Source organism: Afipia dichlorophenoxyacetatis, from assembly GCF_055386385.1.
Genome location: NZ_AP029250.1, coordinates 3263015 through 3284424 on the forward strand (window position 1 = coordinate 3263015; position 21410 = coordinate 3284424).

Here is a 21410-nt window from a genome sequence, read left to right on the forward strand (position 1 = left end):
TTTGGAATTTTTTAGATCCTCATTGTTCCGCAATGTTCTTCTATGCTCGCAAGTGCGTATGCGCTCAACGTTGAGGATGGAACAGTCAGATATGTTGTCTGTTGTTGAAGCATCTATTCAACAGGAGACTTCAAATGCGCGTTTTATCTGCGGCTCTTCTCGCTTGCATCATTGCCTCACCTGTCGCGATTGCGCAGGTCCCCGCAAACACACCATCCGCTGCGGCAGCTCCTATTGCCGCTGCTGGAAAGTGGAGGGCGTCGAAGGTGATCGGAGTCAATGTCTATAATGAGCAGAACGAGAAGATCGGCGACATCAGCGATGTGATTATCGACTCAACGGGTAAAGTCGATGGCGCCGTCATCGGCGTTGGCGGCTTCCTCGGGATGGGCGAGCACAACATCATGGTCCCAATGGACAAGATCAAGTTCTCGAACGAGGCCGGCAAAACGACGACAGGATCGACATCGTCGGGCACCAAGCAATGGTATCCAGACCGAGCAGTGTTGAATGCAAACAAAGATCAGCTCAAAGCGCTACCGGAGTTCAAATACTAATTGTATTTGCTGAAATGACTTGGAAAGGGCCTCGTAAGAGGCCCTTTTGCTTTGAATGTGGCACGCAATGACAAATCGTGGCCGCATTCGGAACAAATTCGTGGGGTTCGCTTTCTTTCATTGAGGAGACCACCCCATGGACAACGGATCCTTCAGGGTGGCCGTGCTCGCGACAGTTAGCGTCGCCGCTTTACTCATCATGTGGCTTTCGCAGCCAAAAGAAACGCTGAGCACGCCCATTCTTCATGATGTGAGTGAACAGCCGATTACGATCGGACGCCTGCGATAGAGGCCATTGCGGTCAAGACCAAGTCTCGCGGTTTGGACGCGAAGGGTAACTCTTTTGGGGTATGTTCATAAGTCTCAAAAGTCCGCGGCGCGAACGTTTTCGCACAAGCCGACTCACACCTGCTTGTTAAGCTTACTCTCATAGGGGAGGCGAGCATGCAGCACGACAGAGAGACCGTTGCCGCCATTCGCGCGGCATTTGACGATATCTGCCGATATCTTCCAACCGAACAGCCATCCGCGCGAAGCTACGTCGCGGCGCGGATTCTCAAATTCGCCAATGAGGGAGAACAGCTCACCCTCGACGGATTCAGACAAGCGGGCAATATCGCGCTTCTGGAATTGTATGCGGGGATGGCCCGACTCTGACGATCATTCTCTCAGCCAGTGCGGCGCGCACGCTCTCTGCTGAGCGAGCGCGCTCCATCACATCACGACGCCATAGTAATCGTTGACGCCTTTCCTGCGGTCGACGTTTGCCCAATCCCATTCATTGTCATCGGCGTATTTCGGAGCGGTCTCAAACCGGTCGATAGGAATCATCGTCTGATAGCCACCGAGCTCGACGTTGTACTTGAGCGATGACCACGGCAACGGATAATGATCATCACCGATTCCGAGGAAACCACCGAAACTTAGGACAGCGAAAGACACTCGTCCTGTTGTCTTCTCAATCATGACCCGCTCGATGGACCCGATCTTCTCGCCATCGGCGCCATAGACAGCCGTTCCCTCGACCTTGTCGCTTCCGATTAATGTCGGGGTTTCGCGTGCTTCTTTCACCATTATCGCCTCCAAGGGTTTGCCTCGATGGACTAACAAAAGGCGATCGCGCACGTTCCTCTCAGGTACCTGGTGATTTGATGCATGGAACAACGTCCATCACTTCTTTTTTGTCTTTGGCAAGGGCGCCGATTTGAAGATCACGTCACCGATGACGTGAGTATCTACGTCGTCAAACGAGTCGGCAGAGAACAGGGTGATGTTCTTCCAGTCCCGCCCGAAGGGATCGTATGCGGAAGCAAGTAGCCTGGCCTGGTCTTCTGTCTCCGCAGCGACCAGTGCGACTTGCCGATGAGGCGTCGATAGATCGTTTCCGATTGGGGAAAGACGAATAAGCCGGGTTGTCTCGGCGACCTCGTGCGGACCGGTTGGTGCAATCTCGACGATGTCGTCGTTAGCAGATTCGGATTTCGGCGTACGTGTGCGGATTTTCGCCATCTGTTCGACAGCCTTGCCGTAGCCTTGTGGTCTGTTCCTTTGAATTCAGCGTTCGCGTGGATTGGTGTTGGGGACGAACGGCACGATTACGCGAACAGGCGCATTGCTTGCAGCCACCGTGGGCTTCGCGGCCACGGACGAAGCCGGCTCGAACAACGAGATCACGCCGACAAAGCTTGCACTGATCAGCATGACCACCGAAAGCAGCAGCATGTCGTAGTTCCGTTCCATGAACAACAAACGTCCACGAACGGAGTTTGGTTCCTATTGGAGCGTCAACTGTTTGGGCAGAACCATGACGATGTCGATAGGGCGCTTCAAGATGCGCGACGCAATGGCTGCAATATGGATCGCATATTTCTCTTCGAGCTCTGTAGCGAGATCTTCGTCGAGCGCCAGAACGTAGAGAATATCGCCGTCTACCTCAACGAACTCCACGCCCATGAACAGGCGATCGAACTCGTGTGCGCCCACGGTGAGCGCCATACGAGCCATGATGGCTTGTTCCTGAACAAGAGAGAGATTCATTTTCATTGCCGCTTCAACAAAGGTGATAGCCGGTAGATAGCCGCGCGAAGCGTCAGAACAAGGGTTTTTGGAAATTTTTCCGGCAGAGGATGTTCCTCCGGATGAGCGCGTCGAGCGGATGCAGCCGCCCAGTGGCGATAACAACGAACGTAAAAAAGAGCCCGGCGCGATTGATCGCGCCGGGCTCCATGGTGGTGAGCGCAATGCGTCCTGTGGAGGGGTCAGGCGCGTGCTGCTGGCACCACTGTTCTTGTCTCGATCTTGCCTGCCAGCGAATAGATCAACAGGTCGGTGTCGTGGCCAATCTTGTCTCCATCCATCAGCCGTATGATGTCATCGACGCCGCCGACGGGCTTGCCGTTGATGGCGAGAACGAAATCGCCTTCCTTCAACCCGCCGCGATCGGCAGGCCCTCCTGGCTCGACGCGACGCACGCGAACTGACGTCGCCTGCCTCGTGCCTGCCTGCAGCGCGATCCTGCGCGGCAACTCGATGGTGTCGCCGGCGATGCCGATGAAGGCGCGCCGGACGTGGCCGTGACGCAGAATCTCCGAGATCACAAAGTTCGCCGTATTGGACGCCACCGCAAACGCGATGCTCTGCGCACCGTGAATGACGGCGGTGTTCACGCCGATCACTTCGCCGCTCGACGAGATCAGCGGTCCTCCGGAGTTGCCCGGATTCAATGCCGCGTCCGTCTGGATGACGTCATCCATCAGCCGTCCGCTCTGGGCGCGCATGGTGCGGCCAAGCGCGGAGACGATGCCGGCCGTCACCGTCCACTCGAACCCGAGCGGATTGCCGATGGCGATGGCAATGTGACCTCTGCGCAGGCGCTTCGAGTCACCAAGCTTCGCCCATGCGCCGACGCTTGAGTTCGCGCGGATCAGAGCAATGTCGGTGTCAACGTCACGGCCGAGCACGCGGCCTTCGGTCACGAAGCCGTCAGGTGTCGTGATGCGAACGCCATGCGCGTCGCCGACGACGTGGTTGTTGGTGACAATCAAGCCGTCCGGAGAAACAGCAAAGCCTGAGCCATGACCCGCCCGCGCACCGAGCTGTTCGATGCGGCTGACAGCGGGACCGACCAGATCGACGGCGCCGGCAATGGCCTGCGAATAAGCATCCGTCAGTGCGCCGTCGTCAAAGACGGGCGCGATAGTCCTATCCATGTATCCCATGATGTTGACCCTCCAACAGCGGCAGGCAAACTCGGCTGCTGACCACTCGCCAATAAAGATCCGGCTAGTGGGAGTAGGGCGCTTGGCGCTGTCGCCACATCAGATGGAGAGATTTCGACGATTTTCAAGCACTTGCATGGACCCCGCTAAGTGACGGGCAGGCATGCGCTTTTTGCGCGCGATCAAGTCTGCAATTCCAGCTTGTGCTTGTCTGGTGCTACGCGTTCTGCTCGCGCAGTTCGTTCACAAGAACGCGGACATTCTCCGAATAATCCACCGGCACACTGACGAGGTGGACACCGCCGCCCGTAAACGCAGCTTCAAGCACCGGCGCTAGGTCGTTGGCGCTTTCCACGCGGCTGCCCTTGATGCCGTAGGCGTTGGCATAGGTGACGAAGTTCGGATTGTTGAAGGTGAGGCCAAAGTCCGCAAAGCCGTCCACCGCCTGTTTCCACCGGATCATGCCGTAAGCATTGTCCTGCAGGATCAGGACGACGAGGTTGAGCTTGAGCCGTGCTGCGGTTTCCAGCTCCTGCGAATTCATCATGAAGCCGCCGTCGCCGCACACAGCAAGCACGCGCCGCTGCGGATAGAGCAGGGCCGCCATCATAGCGGACGGCAGACCCGCGCCCATGGTGGCCAGCGCATTGTCGAGCAGCAGCGTGTTGGCGATGCGGGTGCGGTAATTGCGGGCGAACCAGATTTTGTACATGCCGTTGTCGAGGCAGACGATGCCGTCTTCCGGCATCACCTGGCGCACATCGTGCACGATGCGTTGCGGGGTCAGCGGATAGCGGCTTTCCTCAGCGCGATCCGCGATGTGGGAGAGTATCTCCTCGCGCAAAGGCAGCAGTGCGCCTGCATTCGGCAGTTTGCCTTCAAGCCGGTCCGCCAGCAGCGTCAGGCTTGGCCCGACATCGCCCACCAGTTCGGCGTTTGGGAAGAACACTTCTTCCACCGTCGCGGGAAGGTAACCCACATGCAGCACGCTCGGGCCGTTCGGCCCCATGAAAAAGGGCGGCTTCTCGACTGTGTCGTGGCCAATGGAGATGATGAGGTCGGCCCGGTCGATCGCGCGGTGTACATAGTCGCGCTCAGACAGGGCGGCTGTGCCCATATAGAGCCCCGATCCGCCGGACACGGCTCCCTTGCCCATCTGAGTATTAAAGAACGGAATCTGCAGCCGTCGTACGAAATCCGACAAAGCATCCGCCAGCCGCGGACGGCTCGCAGCCGCGCCCAGCATGATCAGCGGCCGCTCAGCCTTGAGGATGAGCTCGGCCGCGCGGTCCAGCGCTTCGCGTGGCGCGACAGGCGGGTCGATCGGGTGAGGAGGCACTGGCGAAGCGGCGGGGACACTTTCACTCGCGATGTCTTCCGGCAGTTCGAGCAGCACGGGACCCGGCCGCTCTTGCTGGGCGATACGAAATGCTTCGCGCACGATGGTCGGAATGCTGGCAGCGCTGACAATCTGGCGTGCCATCTTGGTCAGCGGCGTCATGGTCGAGACCATATCCACGATCTGGAAGCGGGCCTGCTTGCGGCTGAGGATGCCTTTCTGCCCCGTGATCATGATCATAGGCATCGCGCCGAGCAGGGCGTAGGCCGCCCCTGTGGTGAAGTTCAGCGCTCCCGGCCCGAGGGTGGAGAGGCAGACTCCGGGTCTGCCGGTCAGCCGTCCGTGGGTTGCCGCCATGAATGCGGCCGCCTGTTCATGGCGCGTCACCACAAGCTTGATGGTCGAACGCCGCAGCGCTTCGACGAAATCAAGGTTCTCTTCGCCTGGCACGCCGAAAATCTGTTTGACGCCCTCGTTTTCCAATGCGGCTACAAGCAGTTCAGCGCCATTCATGATCATACTCCTCAGGCTGATCCAGCCCCTGACGTCAGCGGCGGCCGGATCGGCGTCGCCTATCCATCAGACAGCATAAGACCCGTCTCCGACAAGCTCGGTCCTGACGGGAGCTGCCATCGATTTCGAGGGGGCGGAAGCTCGCGGCTCCACCTCAGATACGCACTCTCCACTTGAAGTTGCTCGGGGCGGCACAACGCGAATTCAATCGAAGATGGAACCAATTATGACGCTCTTCGTTAGCGTTAGTTCATCACTTCCTGCCCCGATTTCTGAGGCTTTCTCCATGCATGCTTTGATCGATTTAGCCGGCTCCCGCGATGATTCGGGGCGACGGACGGGAGGCGCTGATTTACGCACCCGACTGAAGGATGCCACGGCGGATGCACATCGCCAGCTCGACGCCAGCCTGGTGGCTTTCGACATCAAGACCACAAACGGATATCGCCGCTTTCTCGAAGTCAGCGCCGGAGCGCTGCTGCCGCTTGAAGCGGCTCTGCTCGAATCCGGTGTGGACGACATCATCAAGGATTGGCCCAGCCGGTCGCGAACCGATGCCATTCTGGACGACCTAAGCAAGGTCGAGGGGCAGCTACATTTGATGCCGGCGCTGGCGGGGTTCGGTCGCGGCGCTCTGCTTGGGACCATGTACGTCCTGGAAGGTTCGCGCCTTGGCGCCCGTTTCCTGTTGAAGATCGTGACGCGCTCTGCCGACCCGGCGGTCGGACTGGCGACGGCTTACCTCAGCCACGGGGCGGGACAACCTCTCTGGGAGAGATTCCTCGCGTTGCTCGCACACGAGGCGCCCGGCCTCGATGAAGAGGAAGTCATCGCGGGGGCTCGATCGGCCTTTGGCGTGTTCAACATGGCGGCGGCACGCGCATGAACCGCGAAGTCGACCTCACCAATTGCGATCGCGAGCCCATCCATATTCCGGGCAGCATTCAGCCGTTCGGCTTTCTGATCGCACTGTTGTCGGACTTCACGATCTGCATCGCGTCGGAAAACGTGCAGCAATATCTCGGCATCGAGTGCGCCGATCTGCTGCAGCGCCCGGTCGCCGGGGTGCTGTCCGAGGCTGCCGTTAAAACAATCCGCAGCCGCGTGGATTATCTGAATGGCCCCGACGCAGTCGAACGCGTGTTCGGGGTGCAGCTGCAGGCCGATGGTCCACTGTTCGATCTCGCGATTCATTTCTCGGGAGTCTATCTCGTCGTCGAGGCGGAGCCGAGCGTCATCGAGACCGATGTGAACTCGGGCGAGCTTGTGCGCCTCATGCTCGGCCGCGTGCGCAAGACCAGGACACTGGCTGAACTGGCCCAAGAGTCGGCGCGTCAATTGAGAATCCTGACCGGCTTCGACCGCGTCATGGTCTATCGCTTTCATCCAGATGGGTCCGGCGAGGTCATCGCTGAGGCCGCCTCATCAGGGTTGGAGTCGTTTCTGGGGCTGCATTATCCAGCCTCGGACATCCCGAAGCAGGCGCGACTTCTCTACCAGCGCAACTGGCTTCGGATCATCGCCGATATCAATGAGAAGCCGGCGACGTTGCTGTCGTCGGCGAGCCATACTGCGGAGTTGCTCGATCTATCGATGAGCGTCCTGCGCTCGGTGTCACCCATTCATGTCGAGTACCTGCGCAACATGGGCGTCGGCGCGTCGATGTCGGTGTCCATTCTGCGCGATGGCAAGCTGTGGGGTCTGTTCGCATGTCACCACTATTCACCTCGGCATCTGTCGTTTGAACGACGAACAGCCGCAGAACTGTTCGGCCAGATGGTGTCGTGGATCATCGAAGGGCGGGAGCGGGAGGACGATGTCGCCTATGAGGCCAAGGCCCATCAGATCCAGGAACGGCTGATGGAGACGGCCGCCGGTCACGCCCACAGCAAACGGGCTGTGATCGATTTCATTCCAGACTATCGCCGGATGATCGCATGCGACGGCGTTGCCGTCTGGTCGGAAGGTGAGGTGACGCTCGAAGGCGAAACACCGACCGAGAAAGAGGTGAAAGACCTGGTCGATTTCATCAACCGCACCTCACCGGGCCGGATCTTCGCAACATCGGAGATCGCCAAGGTCTATGCCGCGGGCGAATCCTATCGTGACCGCGCTGCCGGTTTTCTCGCCATCCCCATCTCGCGCATGCCACGCGACTGCCTGATCTTCTTTCGCAGGGAGATCCTGCGTTCGGTCAACTGGGCCGGCGATCCGGACAAGCCGTATCTCGAAGGACCGAATGGCCCGCGCCTGACGCCGCGCAAGAGTTTTGAGCTCTGGCAGCAGGTGGTCCGCGGCCAAACAAAGCCATGGTCGTCCGCCGACCTCCACATCGCGGAGGGCCTCCGCATCACGTTGCTCGAGGTCATCCTGCAATTAGCCGATCTTGCCGCACGGGAGCGCCAGGGCGCGCAGGAACGCCAGGAGCTGATGATCGCAGAGCTCAATCACCGCGTCCGCAATATCCTCAGTCTCGTGCGCGGACTGGTCGCGCAAGGCAAGGATACAGCAACAAGCATCGAGGAATTCACCAGTGTGCTGGGTGGACGTATTCAGGCGCTGGCGCGTGCCCACGATCAGATCACCAATCTGAACTGGGCGCCGGTCGCTTTGAAGGCGCTCGTGGAGTCCGAGGCGGGTGCCTATCTCGGCTCGCGTGCGGATCGTATCCAGATGGAAGGGCCAGACGTCGCGCTTGATCCCAAGGCGTTCGCAACACTGGCGCTGGTCGTCCACGAGATGATGACCAACTCGGCGAAGTACGGCGCGTTGGCGGACTCCGTCGGACAGGTCGACATCGTGTGGAAGGTCGATCCAGGATCGGGGCTGGTCATCAACTGGAAGGAAAAGGGCGGTCCACCGGTGCAGCCGCCGTCCCGTCGCGGTTTTGGCACCACGATTATCGAGCGCTCCATTCCGTTCGACCTCAAAGGCGACGCCGAAATCCGCTTCGATCTGTTGGGTGTGCAGGCGCGATTTGTCATCCCGGCAAATTACGTTGAGATGATGCCGTCGCTGGCTAATGCACCGGGCCGCCTGGAAGTGAAGGAGCAGGCTGCGCCACGACTCTCCGAGACAGCTCTGATTGTCGAAGACAATCTCATCATCGCCATGAGTGCCGAGGTGATCCTCCTGGAGCTTGGCGCGCGCCACGTCGACACGGTCGCGTCCGTCAACGAAGCTATGAAGTCGATCGAACGCACGCAGCCGAGCTTCGCGTTGCTCGATCTCAACCTTGGGAGTGAGAACAGCATTCCCGTGGGGACGACGCTTTTTGAACTCGGCGTCCCTTTCATCTTCGCGACTGGCTATGGCGAACGGGCTCCGATACCGGAAGAACTTGGCTCTGTGCCGGTGATTCAGAAGCCGTATACACGCGAGGTCGTGGAAAACGCGCTCGGCAAATTGAGCAAGAAGCTGCAGTCACGGGATACGTAGATTAACGATCCCAATCCTCTTTGCCGTTCTTGCTTCCATCTCCGCCGCCATTGCCTTTACCGTTATTGCCCTTGTTGTCTTTGCCGTTCGAATTGGCCACGGCCGTTGAATTCAACGACGTCGACAGCAGGAGCGTGATGGCGGGTGGGGTGACAACGGCAAACTTGCCGCACGCAGCCAGGAATTTGCGGCGGTCTGCATCCGCCCTGTCAGGGTTGTTGTACTGATTTTCTGACATTCCACTCTCCTTTGCCCGCCATACGGCGTTTGAGACACAAAAGGTAACAGAATACGAAACTCCTGCGATCACCCGAAGGAGTTACCTCGCAGCACGATTAAGCCTTAGATCATGAGAGGCGAGTCCGACATCTAACTCGTCGATCGCGAGAGCTCACCGCATCATTGCTGGGCAAGTTCCGGACAAAAATTGCGCACAGTGAAAATGCACTGCCCCTCGATTTCGAAGCTGCGCATCACTTTCAATCAAATTCAAACGCCAAGTCAAAGACATCACGCGCGACGCAGTGTGCTTATCGGGAATCCCATAATGCACATTCATTCCGCTTGAAGCTCAAGTCCCTCTGATTTAGCCTTCAACTCGTCAACTAGATGAGAAGTTTGTTAGTCGACCGATTAACTCATCAAGCATTCCGAGTTCAGTTGCTATCTCGATCGCCAACGGCGGCGTCGAATGAATCGACAGATTAAAGGTCTTGGTTGCACTGCGGCCGGGACTGCGATGGAGGGACGCAATGCTCGGCATCGACGAAGCGGGGGCCGCTTCCATCACTTACCGCGAAATCAAGCGCAGGATCATCGACCTGCATTACGAAGTCGGCGAACGATTGTCCGAAGCACGCCTTGCGGAAGACCTCGGTGTTGGCCGCTCACCCATCCGCACCGCGTTGCTGCGCCTGAAGTCGGAAGGGTGGATCGACATTTCCCCGCAGAGCGGCACCTACATCAAAGCGATGACTCCTCGCGAAATCCGCGAGGTCGCCGACTTGCGCATGCTGCTGGAAATGCGCGCAGCGAGCGATGCCGCAACGCGGATTTCCGATGATATCCTGCGCGAATTACGCGCCGAGTTCATTGAGCGCGAACGCGACGTCAACAACGGTGACGCCGATGCATTCATCGCGATGGATAATCGCCTTCACGCCGCAATCTACGACGCTACCGACAACTCGCTCATTCGCGACATCCTGCTCAACCTGCGCGACAAGGTGCAATGGATCCGTCGGATCTGCGCTGTGTCGAATGAGCGCGTGCAGGACGGCTTCAGGGAGCTAGAGCGCATCCTGATCGCAATCGAGCAGCGCGACGAAACGCAGGCAGCCCAAGCCATGCGCGATCACGTGAAGACCGCCGCGGCCTTCTGCGAACAACTGGAAATCGAAAAGCTCAGCCGGCAGCCCCGCGCGCGGTTCATCGTCGATCAACTCAGGTCAAGCATCGCGCCGTTCGAGGACGAGACATCACGAGCAGGCGTGTTTGGGAAGGATATTTGAACCATGCTGGCAACCGCAAATGTAGCGCCCGTGATCGCTGATAAACCGCATGCACCCGCCGTTGTCACGCTGCGGGATATCACCAAGATCTATGACACCGCCGCCGGCGGCACCGTGCATGCCCTGAGCAAGATCAATCTCGAAGTACGGTCCGGTGAATTCGTTTCCGTGCTCGGCGCATCCGGGTGCGGCAAGACCACATTGCTTCGGATCATCGGCGGCCTTGAAGATGGTTATGGCGGCGAATTGAAGCTACGCGGCCGCTCGGGTGGAAGCTCCCATCAGGATGTCGGCATCGTCTTCCAGGATGCCAATCTCTTGCCTTGGCGCAGCATTCTCCAGAACGTTTTGCTGCCAGCGCAAGTGTTGAAACTCGACAAGGTTGCATCGCTGGCACGAGCGCACGAATTGCTTGAACTCGTCGGCCTGAAAGGCTTCGAAGACAAATATCCGTTCGAACTGTCCGGCGGTATGCGCCAGCGTGTCTCTATCGCGCGGTCGCTGATCCATGATCCATCGATCCTGCTGATGGATGAGCCGTTCGGCGCACTGGATGCGCTGACACGCGAAGTCATGAACGAAGAGGTCCTGAAGATCTGGGACCGAACGAAAAAGACCGTGTTCATGATCACGCATTCGATTTCGGAAGCCGTGTTCATGAGTGACCGCGTGGTGGTGATGTCGCCACGCCCTGGACGCGTCATCGCCGAGGTAGACATCCCGCTGCCGCGCCCCCGCACGCTGGACATGCTCAGCGAGGAACGGTTCGGCGCACTTACAAAAGAGCTTCGACGTCTTCTCGATATCGGCAAGGTTTGATTTTCAGGATCACGAGGTAGTCGCAATGGCCATTGATGCATCCGCCGCCGCTGAAATCCTGGAATCCCGCAAACGACACCGCTTGCAATGGAAGGCATTCGCCAGTTCCGACACGCTTATTTCTTTCCTGGGATTCGTGCTGCTGGCCTGCGTGTGGGAAGCTGCGGTGTACCTCTTCGCGATCCCCGATTTCATTCTGCCCGCGCCATCGGCGATTGCGTTGTCGCTATATCGCGGTCTCGCGTCCGGCGTCTTTGTCTATAACTTCCTCGTCACCGCGTTCCAGACGCTGGTCGGGTTCGTCATTGCGGCTGTCATCGGCACCGCAATCGGGGCGGCGGTCGCACAATTCAGCATCGTCGAGCGCGTGGTCTATCCCTGGCTCGTCGCACTGCAGACCCTGCCAAAGATCGCACTGGCGCCGTTGATCATCATCTGGGCGGGCTACGGCATCTCGTCAAAGATCATTATCGTTACACTGGCAGCAATCTTCCCGGTGCTGGTCAACACGATCATGGGCTTGAAGTCCTGCGACCAAGGCAAGCTGGATCTCATGCGCTCGCTCGGTGCCGGCCGATGGGAGACGTTCCGGACCGTACGCCTACCCAATGCGCTGCCGTTTATTTTCGCCGGGCTGAATGTCGCGATCGTGCTCGCGATCCTGGGATCGATCGTCGGCGAGTTCGTCGGCTCGAAAGCCGGCCTGGGCAACCTGATTCTGGAAGCGAACTTCCAATTCGACGTGGCGCGTATCTTCGCCGTGCTCGTGATCCTCGGCGTGTTCGGGGTCTTCCTCAGCCATCTCATGCGCATGGCGCAGCGACACTTCCTGTTCTGGAACAAGGCGCTGACCTGATGACGCAACGGAATTGCCGGACAATGAAAGGTAAGGACGACTATGCGTAGGATCTGTCTATCCCTGTGTTCGCTGACCATGCTTTTCGGTCTCGGCCATCAGGCTAACGCGCAAGAAAAGGTGGTCTATGCGGTGACCACCTCCAATATTTCCGTGGGGCACGCCGCGCAATCATCAATCCCGCTCGCGCAAGGATACTGGAAGGCTGAAGGCCTTGACGTCGAAGTGGTGGGATTGTCCGGCGCCACCGCCGGCATACAGCAGGTCGCGAGCGGGCAGGTGGACTTCGCCACTGTCGGCCCCGATGCGCTGCTCGTCGCACGCGGGAAGGGGATCAAGGTCAAAGCTGTCTACACTTATGCGCGCAAGTCGATCTATCGGATCGTTGTCCCGGAAGACGAAGCAATCAAGACGCTGGCAGACTTCAAGGGTAAGACACTCGGTACGCCGGATATGTCCGCAGGCTCAGTGCCTTTTGCCCGTGCCGCATTGGCGGCCGCAGGCGTTGATCCGCAAAGCGGCGTGAAATGGCTCTCGGTCGGCATTGGGGGATCAGCTGCCAATGCGTTTCGCCAGAAAGCCATTGAAGGGTGGGCCGCGTGGGATACCGTCATCGCTTCGCTGGAGAATAACGGCTTCAAGTTTCGCTATATCGATCCGCCATGGATCGATGAAATCCTCGGCAACGTCGTGATCGCCCGCGAAGAAACCATCGAGAAGCGGCCTGATCTTGTCGTGAAGGTTGCGCGCGCCATCGCGAAATCGTCGGTGTTCGCCCTCGCAAATTCGGACGCGGCACTCCGCAATCACTGGAAGATGTATCCTGAGACCAAGCCGCAGGTCGTGAACGACGAAACATTCCGTCAGGCGCGGCACATCTTCGATTCCCGCATCGAGCTCACCAAACTCGAACCGGGCGTGAAGTGGGGCGAGAACATGCCGATGCAGTGGAAGCGGTTGGCCGACATCAGCATCGAAGAGGGACTGGTGCCGAAAGGCTTCGACGTGAGCGCCTGCTACACCAATCAGTTCATTCCGCAGATCAACGATTTTGACCAGAAGGCCACCGAGGCCGCGGCGAAGTCCTCCAATTGGTAACAGCAACCGGGTGCGCGTGATCGCGCACCTGCCAATTTAAAGAAAAGCATCGGCCTGACGCAGGGAGAGAACAATGACACGACGTCAAGATCAAATGCGGTTAGGGGCCTTCTTCCATCCAACGGGGCATCACGTCGCCGCCTGGCTGGACAAGGGCGCGCAGATCGACGCAGGAACCAACTTTCAACATTACGTTCAGCTGGCCCAGACGGCTGAGAAAGCCAAATTTGACCTGATATTCCTCGCGGACGCGATTGCAACGCGCGATGGCAATCTACAAGCGTTGCGTCGCTGGCCGCAATACATGGCGTATTTCGATCCGATCACGTTGTTGGCCGGCCTCGCTGCGGTTACGCGCAACATCGGTCTTGTCGCGACTGCCACCACGAGCTTCAACGAGCCGTATCATGTCGCTCGCAAATACGCCTCGCTCGACCATATCAGCGGCGGACGCGCAGGCTGGAATGTGGTGACATCGTCCAACGCGTCCGAGGCGTTCAACTTCGGCCGTGACCAGCACTACGGTCACTCTGAACGCTACGAGCGGGCCGGCGAATTTGTGAAGATCGCAAAAGGCCTTTGGGATAGCTGGGATGACGATGCGTTTGTCAGGGATCGCGCGTCTTCGCTCTATTTTGATCCCGACAAGGTGCATTTTCTCAATCATAAGGATAAGCACTTTACGGTCCGCGGTCCCTTGAATGTTGCACGACCTCCGCAGGGCTATCCCGTCCTGTTCCAGGCAAGTGCGTCGGACACGGGCAAGGAATTGGCAGCGCAGATCGCCGAAGTGATCTTCACGCCGCTTCACGATCTGGAACATGCGCAGAAATTCTATCGCGAGCTCAAGGATCACGCCGCAAAATATGGACGGACGGACGACGATCTCGTGGTCATGCCGGGTCTCAATGTCGTGGTGGCGGAAAGCGAGGCCGACGCAGACGAGAAGATCCGATACCTACAGAGCCTGATTCACCCGGATGTCGGCAAGGAATTGCTCTCAACCGCGCTCGGTGGTGTTGACCTCAGCGATTGCGACGTGGACGAACCGCTTCCTGACCACATTATTTCGCAGGAAGAGCGGAAGAACAATTCGCGCGTGTCCTACATGTTCAAGGGCAAGCCCACGCTCCGCCAGATGTACGAGAACTTTGGCACGGGACGCGGCCAGCGCACGATCAAGGGCACACCGACGGCGATCGTCGACCAAATGGAGCAGTGGTTTCTTAGCCGCGCCGTCGACGGCTATTTGATACAGCCGCCAATCCTGCCGGCATCTCTCGACGAGTTTGTCGAGAAGATCATTCCTGAACTGCAGAACAGGGGACTGTTCCGTACCGAATACACGGGTTCAACATTGCGCGAAAATCTCGGGCTGCGGCGGCCGCCAAGCCAGTATGCACCCGGCGCAGAAGATGCGCCACATACCGCCGCCGTCGAAGACAGACCTCTCGCCAAGGAAATGCAATGAGTGCCGTGACGGCTTTCGATGGCGACCCGACTGCAGAGCCTGAGGCATTTCGCCGGTGTCTTGGGCAATTTGCAACCGGTGTGACGGTCGTGACTGCGAATATCAACGGTGAACTTGTCGGGCTCACCGTCAATTCGTTCGCGTCGGTGTCGCTCAACCCGCCGTTGATCTTGTGGTCGATCAATGCGGCGTCCAGCAGCTACGCAAAATTCAGCGTGGCCGACAGTTTCATCATCAACGTGCTGGCGGATGATCAGATCGCGCTGTCGCGTCATTTTGGCCGTTCGGGCGGCGACAAGTTCACCAGCGTTCCATGGTCGGAAGGCGTTAATGGAGCGCCTATTCTCGACGGCGTTGCGGCCTTCTTCGAATGCAGTCGAGAATCCGAACACCAGGGCGGAGATCATCTCATTCTTGTCGGCCGGGTTCGGCGCGCTGTGCAATTTGATCGCAACACTCTGCTGTTTGCCCAAGGGCGCTACCGCATCGCCGCCGATCATCCGGGCGAACAGGATACTATTCGCGCTGCCAGCTGAGAGACGGTCGACGCGTTCATATCAGAGAATATCTGGGTCGCCTTCACCGGCGATGTGAATGTTGCCGGCATACTGCTCGGTCATTGAACCGAAATCAGGCGGCACTGATTTGTCCGTGAAGAAGTGATGACAATCGTTGATATGCCCGGCGCGCACGGTCGCGTTACGCCCGAACTTGCTGGCGTCTGCAACGAGCAGGGCGGTCCGGCAATTGGCAACGATGGCCTGACGGGCCTGCACTTCGCCGGAATAGAAGTCCAGCAATGTGCCATCTTCATCGATTCCGCCGACACCGAAGATTCCGAAATCTGCTTTGAAGCGGGAAAAGAAATTCACCGCGGTGTCACCGATGATGTCCCTATCGAAAGGACGCAGCGTTCCACCGGCGATGGTAATTTCCGCATCGGGGTTGCGTGCGAACGCCGCCGCGACATTGAGGTTGTTGGTGATGATGCGCAGGTCCCGGCGGTTTGAAAGTGCCTGTGCGACGTATTCAGGTGTCGTGCCGAGACCGATCATGAGGGACGCACCGCCTTCGGGAATGAACTCGGCCACCGTAAGCGCGATGCGCCGCTTGGCGTCAGGATTCAGTCCCTGCCGGCTGCCATAGGCGAGGTTCTGGTCCTGCACCGGAAGGCTGACGCCGCCATGAACGCGACGTAGCAAACCCTGGTCGCACAGCTGGTTCACCATCCGGCGAATGGTCTGCGGCGTAACCTCGAACTGCCCTGCCAGATGATCAATCGAGGCGAAGCTCTCTTCGCGCACGATCTCCAAGATCCGGGCCTGCCGTTTGGTGATGATTTTCAGCATCGAGGCTCGTTGTCACAAAACCTTATCATTCGAACACTAAATGTGCATTTTATATTTCATTCGATCAAGCGTTATGTTCATATGAACTTCGGGAGAGAAAACGAACGCGGCGAAAACAAAGAACGCAAGTCTGTCGATGCCTCGCTGGAAGCGTCGCAACCACGGCCAACAGGAATGACCTTACGAGTTAGACTGCCGCGGGACTGCGCATGCGCCGATCGCACGCGGGTTCATTGAACAGGTTCACATCATGTCTGCGATTACGCTTGATCATGTGTCGAAGAGTTGGGGCGATATGCGCGCCATCAACGATGTCAGCCTCACGGCAGACGAGGGATCGCTGCTGGTTCTGCTTGGCCCATCGGGCTGCGGCAAGTCCACAACATTACGATTGATCGCGGGGCTCGATCAGACCGACACTGGCACGATCACCATCGGCGGCGCGGATGTGACTCATCTTTCGCCCGCGCAGCGGAAGATCTCCATGGTGTTTCAGTCCTACGCGCTGTTTCCGCATCTCAGTGTCGCGGAGAACATCGTGTTCGGTTTGCGCGTGCGACGCGTTTCGCGCGCCGAGCGTGATGAGCGACTAAAGCGCGTCGCGGATATTGTCGATCTCTCGCATCTGCTTGAACGAAAGCCGTCGCAACTCTCCGGCGGGCAGCGTCAGCGCGTCGCGCTTGGACGCGCGATCGTTGCCGAGGCCAAAGTGTGCCTGATGGACGAACCGCTGTCCAATCTCGATGCGAAGTTGCGCCATGAAATGCGCACTGAAATCCGCTCGCTCCAGCAGCGTCTCGGCATGACGATGGTTTACGTCACGCACGATCAGACGGAAGCAATGACGATGGCAGATCGTGTTGTGCTGATGCGCGACGGCCGCATCGAACAGAACGGCACGCCCGAAGAACTCTACAATCGCCCGGCAACAGCTTACACCGCAAGCTTCATCGGTACACCACCAATGAATCTCGTTACGCGTGGTGATGTGTTGCTCGGCGTGAGGCCCGAACATCTTCGCGTTGTGTCGCAAGGTGGTCATCCAGTGCGCGTAAAGGCTGTCGAACATCTCGGTGCTGACAGCATCATTCTCTGCGACATGGACGGCCAGTCCGTGTCCGTTCGGCAGGACGGATTCAGCAAGTGCTCTCCGGGCGACGATATCCAGCTCGCTTGGGAGCAAGGCCTTGAACATCAGTTCGACAAGAATTCAGGGCGGCGGCTTGATGTCGCTGTCAGCGAGATGAAGCGTGTCGCGTCTTGATGGCGCGGGACAGAGCGTTAGATTTTTGGAGGAGAGAGGAATGAAGATCTTTAAACGCACTGCGGTGATGGCTGCGGCCTTCGCTGCGTTGATGTTGAACGGGCGGCCAGCTGCTGCCGTCGATCTGACGATGTACTATCCCGTGGCCGTTGGCGGCCCGGTGACGAAGATCATCGACGACATGGTGGCGCGGTTTGAAAAGGAAAACGCGGACATCAAGGTAACCGCGGTCTATGCCGGCAACTACACCGACACCATGACCAAGGCGATGACAGCGATGAAGGGCGGCCAGCCGCCGCAGCTGTCTGTGCTGCTGTCCACTGACGTCTTCACGCTGATGGACGAAAACGCCATCGTGCCGATGGATGATCTCGTCGCCGACAAGTCGTGGTTCAAGGAATTCTACCCGGCGTTCATGGCGAACGGACAGATCGACGGCAAGACCTGGAGCATTCCGTTCCAGCGCTCGACCATCGTGCTGTACTGGAACAAGGATGCGTTCAAGGAAGCCGGTCTTGATCCGGAGAAAGCACCTGCGAACTGGGACGAAATGGCCGAGATGGGCAAGAAGCTCATCAAGAAGGATGCATCCGGCAACACGACGCGCTGGGGCGTTGAAATCCCGACCACTGGCTACGGCTATTGGATGCTTCAGGCGCTCGCCATCGAGAATGGCCAGAAGCTGATGAACGAGGCGGGCAATGAGCTTTACCTCACCGCGCCGAAGACGGTGGCTTCGCTCGACTACTGGGTCGATCTCTCGCGCAAGTACAACGTCATGCCGACCGGCAGCATCGACTGGGCCACGCTGCGCACCGACTTCCTCGAAGGCAAGACTGCGATGATGTGGCACACCACGGGCAATCTCACCGCGGTGAAGGACGGCGCCAAGTTCAATTTCGGCGTAGCCATGCTGCCTGCCAAGGAGCGTCGTGGTTCGCCGACCGGCGGCGGCAGCTTCTACATCTTCAAGAGCGCATCGCCTGAGCAGCAGAAGGCCGCAGTGAAGTTCATCCAGTGGATGACCGCACCGGAGCGCGCAGCCGAATGGAGCATCAAGACAGGTTACGTCGCAGTGTCGCCTGCGGCTTACAAGACCCCTGTCATGGAAGAGTACGCCAAGGGCTTCCCTCAGGCGATCGTCGCACGCGACCAGCTTGAACATGCCGTGCCGGAACTCTCGGTTCACGAGAATGGCCGCATCTACAAGTTCGTCAATGACGCTGTTCAGGCAGCGGTCACTGGAACGCAGAAGCCGCAGGAAGCTCTGACGGCTGCTCAGCAACAGGCTGACCGTGTTCTGAAGGCTTACAAGTAAAAGAAAGGGGCCGGACGGCGGTTCGCCGCCGTCCGGCTTGCTTTTGACGAATGACTGATCAAGCCGCCACATTCACTGAAGCCAAACGCCGACCACGGTCGCATGCGTGGTGGAATGCCGTGAATGCGTGGCTGCTTCTGCTACCCGCCGCAATTCTGCTCGTCGCCTTTACGCATTATCCGATCCTGGCGACCATCCGGCACACCTTCTTCCTCACGCGCCGCAACGGCACGGAAGTCTTCGTCGGTCTCGACAGCTACCAGTCGATGATGTCAGACCCGATCTTCTGGAAGGCGCTGGTCAACAATTTCTGGTTCGCACTCGGCACAATTCCCACATCGATCGCGTTGGCGCTGCTGATGGCGCTATGGGTCAATCGCAACATGCGCGGCCGCACGTTCCTGCGCCTGGCGTTTTTCACGCCGACGGTTCTCCCGATGATCGCGGTGGCGAACATCTGGCTGTTCTTCTACACGCCGGACTACGGGCTGTTGGACCAGTTGCGCGGACTGTTCGGCCTCGGCAGCTGGAACTGGCTCGGCTCTCCATCCACCGTGATGGGATGCCTGATCGTGATGGTGATCTGGAAGGAAGCCGGTTTCTTCATGATCTTCTATCTTGCGGCGCTTCAGCAGTTGTCGCCCGATCTTGAAGAAGCTGCTGCGGTGGAGGGCGCAAGCCGCTGGTACACCTTCCGGCGCATTACATTTCCATTATTAATGCCGACCACGTTGTTCGTGGCAATCAACGCGGTGATCAATTCGTTCAAGCTGGTCGATCATCTGGTGATCATGACCAAGGGTGGCCCGAACAACGCCAGCACGCTTCTCCTTTACTACATCTATGAAGTCGCCTTCACGTTCCAGGACTCGGCTTACGCCGCGACGCTGACTGTCGTGCTGATTGCGCTCCTGAGCGCTTTGGCGCTGATTAAATTCGGCTATCTCGATCGTAGGGTGCATTATCAATGAACGGCCGCACGCACCCACTTGAAGTCGTCGTGGCCTGGGCACTCGCGCTGCTTTGGCTCGTGCCATTGGCGTATTCGTTCTGGAGTGCGTTGCATCCGGCGGCCTATGCCACGTCGTTCAGCCTGTCCGCACCGTGGACGCTGGAAAACTTCGCGCGCGCCTGGCATCAAGCACCATTCGGCCGCTATTACCTCAACACGATCGTACTCGTCGTCCTGATCCTGATTGGGCAGCTCGTCCTATCGACATTGGCCGCTTACGCCTTCGCGCGTTTCAAGTTCAAGGGCAGCGGCATCGCGTTCGCGCTTGTGCTTCTTCAGTTGATGATCATGCCTGACGTTCTGATCGTCGAGAATTACCGCATGATCGGCAAGCTTGGCTTGTTGGACACGATCCCGGCAATTGCGTTGCCTTATCTCGCGAGCGCCTTCGGCATCTTTCTGTTGCGGCAAACCTTCAAGAGCGTCCCGAACGAGTTGGTGGAAGCTGCGCGGGTCGAAGGGGCAGGGCCGTTGCAGATCCTCTGGCGGGTTTACGTGCCGTTGGCGCGGCCGACTTACATTGCCTTCGGCCTCGTCTCGGTCAGCTATCACTGGAACAACTTCCTCTGGCCGCTTATCGTCACCAACTCAGTGGAGAGCCGACCGTTGACCGTCGGGCTTGCGGTATTCGGCGCGCCTGAGACCGGCGTAGACTGGTCTGTCATTACCGCCGCCACGGTGATGACGATGGCACCGTTGCTGATTGCGTTCCTGCTGTTCCAGCGGCAGTTTGTTCAGTCCTTTATGCGCGCGGGTATCCGGTAATGCGGCTCATCACGTGGAACATCCAGCACGGCAAGGGCTGCGACGGCAAGACCGATCTGGCGCGCATCGTCAGTGAAGCAAAGGCGATGGGCGATGCCGATGTCTATTGCTTTCAGGAAGTGTCGAGCAACTTTATGAAGCTCGACGATGGCGCAGGGCAGGACGCCATTCTGGCAGCGCTTCTGCCAGGCCACACGCCGATTTTCAGGCCTGCGATCGAGACGGTCGACAGGACTGGGCAGGTCCACGGATTTGGCAACATGACATTGTCGCGTCTGCCGATCATGCAAGTTGCCAATCATTTGCTGCCCTGGCCCGAAGCCGGAGCAACGCGCAGCATGCGGCGGCATGCACTGGATGTGACCGTTCATGCCACCTTCGGCTCTTTGCGCGTGGTGAACACACATCTCGAATTTCATTCGGTCGCCCAGCGCGAAGCACAGATCCTGCGCTTGCTTGATTTACAAGAAGAGGCATCGACAGGCGCCATGACGGCGAAGTCCGTCCATGAAGAGCCCTATACAAGCCAGACACTGGCGGGATCGAGCTTGCTGTGCGGCGACTTCAACCTGGACGTCTCCGATCCGCAGCATGCGCTCATTCATGAGTCCAAACGATCCGGGCTGAACTATCGCGATGCGTGGATGCTTCGTTATCCTAAGGGGCCGCGGGCGCCAACGTGCGGAATCCACGACCACGTGCAGTGGCCAGATGGAGCGGACTGCCGTGACTTTATCTTTGCGACGGAAGACTTGTCCGAACGCATCCTGCGTGTCGAAGTCAACGAAACGACCGACGCATCGGATCATCAGCCTGTGCTGATCGAACTGGCCGATTGAGAGATTGCGCCGCGCACATCCGCGCTCGTTTCGTACATCGCGT

24 protein-coding genes are annotated in these 21410 nt (G+C 58.5%); 16 read left to right on the top strand and 8 right to left on the bottom strand.

Going from position 1 to position 21410, the window contains the following annotated elements; genetic code table 11:
* Positions 1–134 precede the first annotated feature (134 nt).
* From ACZ5C3_RS15390 to ACZ5C3_RS15400, 3 genes are all read left to right on the top strand, one after another.
* Entirely contained in the window at positions 135–557 is a 423-nt protein-coding gene (locus ACZ5C3_RS15390) for a PRC-barrel domain-containing protein (protein ID WP_464030998.1), read from the top strand.
* A 136-nt stretch (positions 558–693) separates the two neighbouring features.
* Entirely contained in the window at positions 694–846 is a 153-nt protein-coding gene (locus ACZ5C3_RS15395; RefSeq protein ID WP_464031000.1) for a hypothetical protein, read from the top strand.
* Between the two features lie 155 nt (positions 847–1001).
* On the top strand, positions 1002–1214 hold the full coding sequence (locus ACZ5C3_RS15400) for a hypothetical protein (RefSeq protein WP_464031001.1): 213 nt from the start codon (positions 1002–1004) through the stop codon (positions 1212–1214).
* Positions 1215–1271: 57 nt separating this feature from the next.
* Here ACZ5C3_RS15400 and ACZ5C3_RS15405 read toward each other — a convergent pair whose 3' ends face one another.
* From ACZ5C3_RS15405 to ACZ5C3_RS15430, 6 genes are all read right to left on the bottom strand, one after another.
* A complete protein-coding gene (locus tag ACZ5C3_RS15405) occupies positions 1272–1631 on the bottom strand; it encodes a PRC-barrel domain-containing protein (protein WP_464031003.1) in 360 nt (119 codons plus the stop codon).
* A gap of 96 nt (positions 1632–1727) precedes the next feature.
* Positions 1728–2066, bottom strand: coding sequence for a hypothetical protein (locus ACZ5C3_RS15410; RefSeq protein WP_464031005.1), 339 nt, complete (start codon positions 2064–2066; stop codon positions 1728–1730).
* A 45-nt stretch (positions 2067–2111) separates the two neighbouring features.
* Positions 2112–2279: a hypothetical protein gene (locus ACZ5C3_RS15415; protein WP_464031007.1), complete on the bottom strand. Its 168-nt coding sequence runs from the start codon at positions 2277–2279 to the stop codon at positions 2112–2114.
* A 51-nt stretch (positions 2280–2330) separates the two neighbouring features.
* Entirely contained in the window at positions 2331–2798 is a 468-nt protein-coding gene (locus ACZ5C3_RS15420) for a hypothetical protein (protein WP_464031009.1), read from the bottom strand.
* Positions 2799–2815: 17 nt separating this feature from the next.
* On the bottom strand, positions 2816–3775 hold the full coding sequence (locus ACZ5C3_RS15425) for a S1C family serine protease (RefSeq protein WP_464031011.1): 960 nt from the start codon (positions 3773–3775) through the stop codon (positions 2816–2818).
* A 217-nt stretch (positions 3776–3992) separates the two neighbouring features.
* Positions 3993–5627: an acetolactate synthase large subunit gene (locus ACZ5C3_RS15430; protein WP_464031013.1), complete on the bottom strand. Its 1635-nt coding sequence runs from the start codon at positions 5625–5627 to the stop codon at positions 3993–3995.
* A 286-nt stretch (positions 5628–5913) separates the two neighbouring features.
* Here ACZ5C3_RS15430 and ACZ5C3_RS15435 point away from each other — a divergent pair, with 286 nt between their 5' ends.
* The gene (locus ACZ5C3_RS15435; protein WP_464031014.1) at positions 5914–6513 is read left to right on the top strand and encodes a biliverdin-producing heme oxygenase; all 600 of its coding nucleotides are present in this window, start codon (positions 5914–5916) and stop codon (positions 6511–6513) included.
* Positions 6510–9065: an HWE histidine kinase domain-containing protein gene (locus tag ACZ5C3_RS15440; RefSeq protein ID WP_464031016.1), complete on the top strand. Its 2556-nt coding sequence runs from the start codon at positions 6510–6512 to the stop codon at positions 9063–9065. Before ACZ5C3_RS15435 ends, ACZ5C3_RS15440 begins: the two co-directional genes overlap by 4 nt.
* A gap of 1 nt (position 9066) precedes the next feature.
* Here the strand turns inward: ACZ5C3_RS15440 and ACZ5C3_RS15445 are convergent, their stop codons facing one another.
* Positions 9067–9303, bottom strand: a complete 237-nt coding sequence (locus ACZ5C3_RS15445; RefSeq protein ID WP_464031018.1) for a hypothetical protein — start codon at positions 9301–9303, stop codon at positions 9067–9069.
* Between the two features lie 514 nt (positions 9304–9817).
* Between ACZ5C3_RS15445 and ACZ5C3_RS15450 the strand changes: the two genes are divergently transcribed.
* The 6 genes from ACZ5C3_RS15450 (at position 9818) to ACZ5C3_RS15475 (ending at position 15356) form a co-directional block, all read left to right on the top strand.
* Positions 9818–10576, top strand: coding sequence for a GntR family transcriptional regulator (locus ACZ5C3_RS15450; protein ID WP_464031020.1), 759 nt, complete (start codon positions 9818–9820; stop codon positions 10574–10576).
* A 3-nt stretch (positions 10577–10579) separates the two neighbouring features.
* Positions 10580–11395: an ABC transporter ATP-binding protein gene (locus ACZ5C3_RS15455; RefSeq protein ID WP_464031022.1), complete on the top strand. Its 816-nt coding sequence runs from the start codon at positions 10580–10582 to the stop codon at positions 11393–11395.
* 25 nt (positions 11396–11420) lie between these two features.
* Positions 11421–12251: an ABC transporter permease gene (locus tag ACZ5C3_RS15460; protein ID WP_464031024.1), complete on the top strand. Its 831-nt coding sequence runs from the start codon at positions 11421–11423 to the stop codon at positions 12249–12251.
* A gap of 42 nt (positions 12252–12293) precedes the next feature.
* Positions 12294–13349 carry an ABC transporter substrate-binding protein gene (locus ACZ5C3_RS15465; RefSeq protein WP_464031026.1) on the top strand — a complete coding sequence of 352 codons (1056 nt, stop codon included), beginning with the start codon at positions 12294–12296 and terminating at the stop codon, positions 13347–13349.
* Positions 13350–13422: 73 nt separating this feature from the next.
* The gene (locus ACZ5C3_RS15470) at positions 13423–14820 is read left to right on the top strand and encodes an LLM class flavin-dependent oxidoreductase (RefSeq protein ID WP_464031028.1); all 1398 of its coding nucleotides are present in this window, start codon (positions 13423–13425) and stop codon (positions 14818–14820) included.
* Positions 14817–15356, top strand: coding sequence for a flavin reductase family protein (locus tag ACZ5C3_RS15475; RefSeq protein WP_464031030.1), 540 nt, complete (start codon positions 14817–14819; stop codon positions 15354–15356). Before ACZ5C3_RS15470 ends, ACZ5C3_RS15475 begins: the two co-directional genes overlap by 4 nt.
* A gap of 21 nt (positions 15357–15377) precedes the next feature.
* Here ACZ5C3_RS15475 and ACZ5C3_RS15480 read toward each other — a convergent pair whose 3' ends face one another.
* The gene (locus tag ACZ5C3_RS15480; RefSeq protein ID WP_464031032.1) at positions 15378–16169 is read right to left on the bottom strand and encodes a DeoR/GlpR family DNA-binding transcription regulator; all 792 of its coding nucleotides are present in this window, start codon (positions 16167–16169) and stop codon (positions 15378–15380) included.
* Between the two features lie 250 nt (positions 16170–16419).
* Between ACZ5C3_RS15480 and ACZ5C3_RS15485 the strand changes: the two genes are divergently transcribed.
* From ACZ5C3_RS15485 to ACZ5C3_RS15505, 5 genes are read left to right on the top strand one after another with little or no spacing between them, the layout of a single operon-like run.
* Positions 16420–17433 carry an ABC transporter ATP-binding protein gene (locus ACZ5C3_RS15485; protein WP_464031034.1) on the top strand — a complete coding sequence of 338 codons (1014 nt, stop codon included), beginning with the start codon at positions 16420–16422 and terminating at the stop codon, positions 17431–17433.
* Positions 17434–17473: 40 nt separating this feature from the next.
* On the top strand, positions 17474–18751 hold the full coding sequence (locus ACZ5C3_RS15490) for an ABC transporter substrate-binding protein (RefSeq protein WP_464031035.1): 1278 nt from the start codon (positions 17474–17476) through the stop codon (positions 18749–18751).
* A gap of 50 nt (positions 18752–18801) precedes the next feature.
* A complete protein-coding gene (locus ACZ5C3_RS15495) occupies positions 18802–19722 on the top strand; it encodes a carbohydrate ABC transporter permease (protein WP_464031037.1) in 921 nt (306 codons plus the stop codon).
* The gene (locus ACZ5C3_RS15500; protein ID WP_464031039.1) at positions 19719–20528 is read left to right on the top strand and encodes a carbohydrate ABC transporter permease; all 810 of its coding nucleotides are present in this window, start codon (positions 19719–19721) and stop codon (positions 20526–20528) included. The genes ACZ5C3_RS15495 and ACZ5C3_RS15500 overlap by 4 nt, the downstream gene beginning before the upstream one ends.
* Positions 20528–21367, top strand: coding sequence for an endonuclease/exonuclease/phosphatase family protein (locus ACZ5C3_RS15505; protein ID WP_464031041.1), 840 nt, complete (start codon positions 20528–20530; stop codon positions 21365–21367). Before ACZ5C3_RS15500 ends, ACZ5C3_RS15505 begins: the two co-directional genes overlap by 1 nt.
* The last annotated feature ends 43 nt before the right edge of the window (positions 21368–21410 follow it).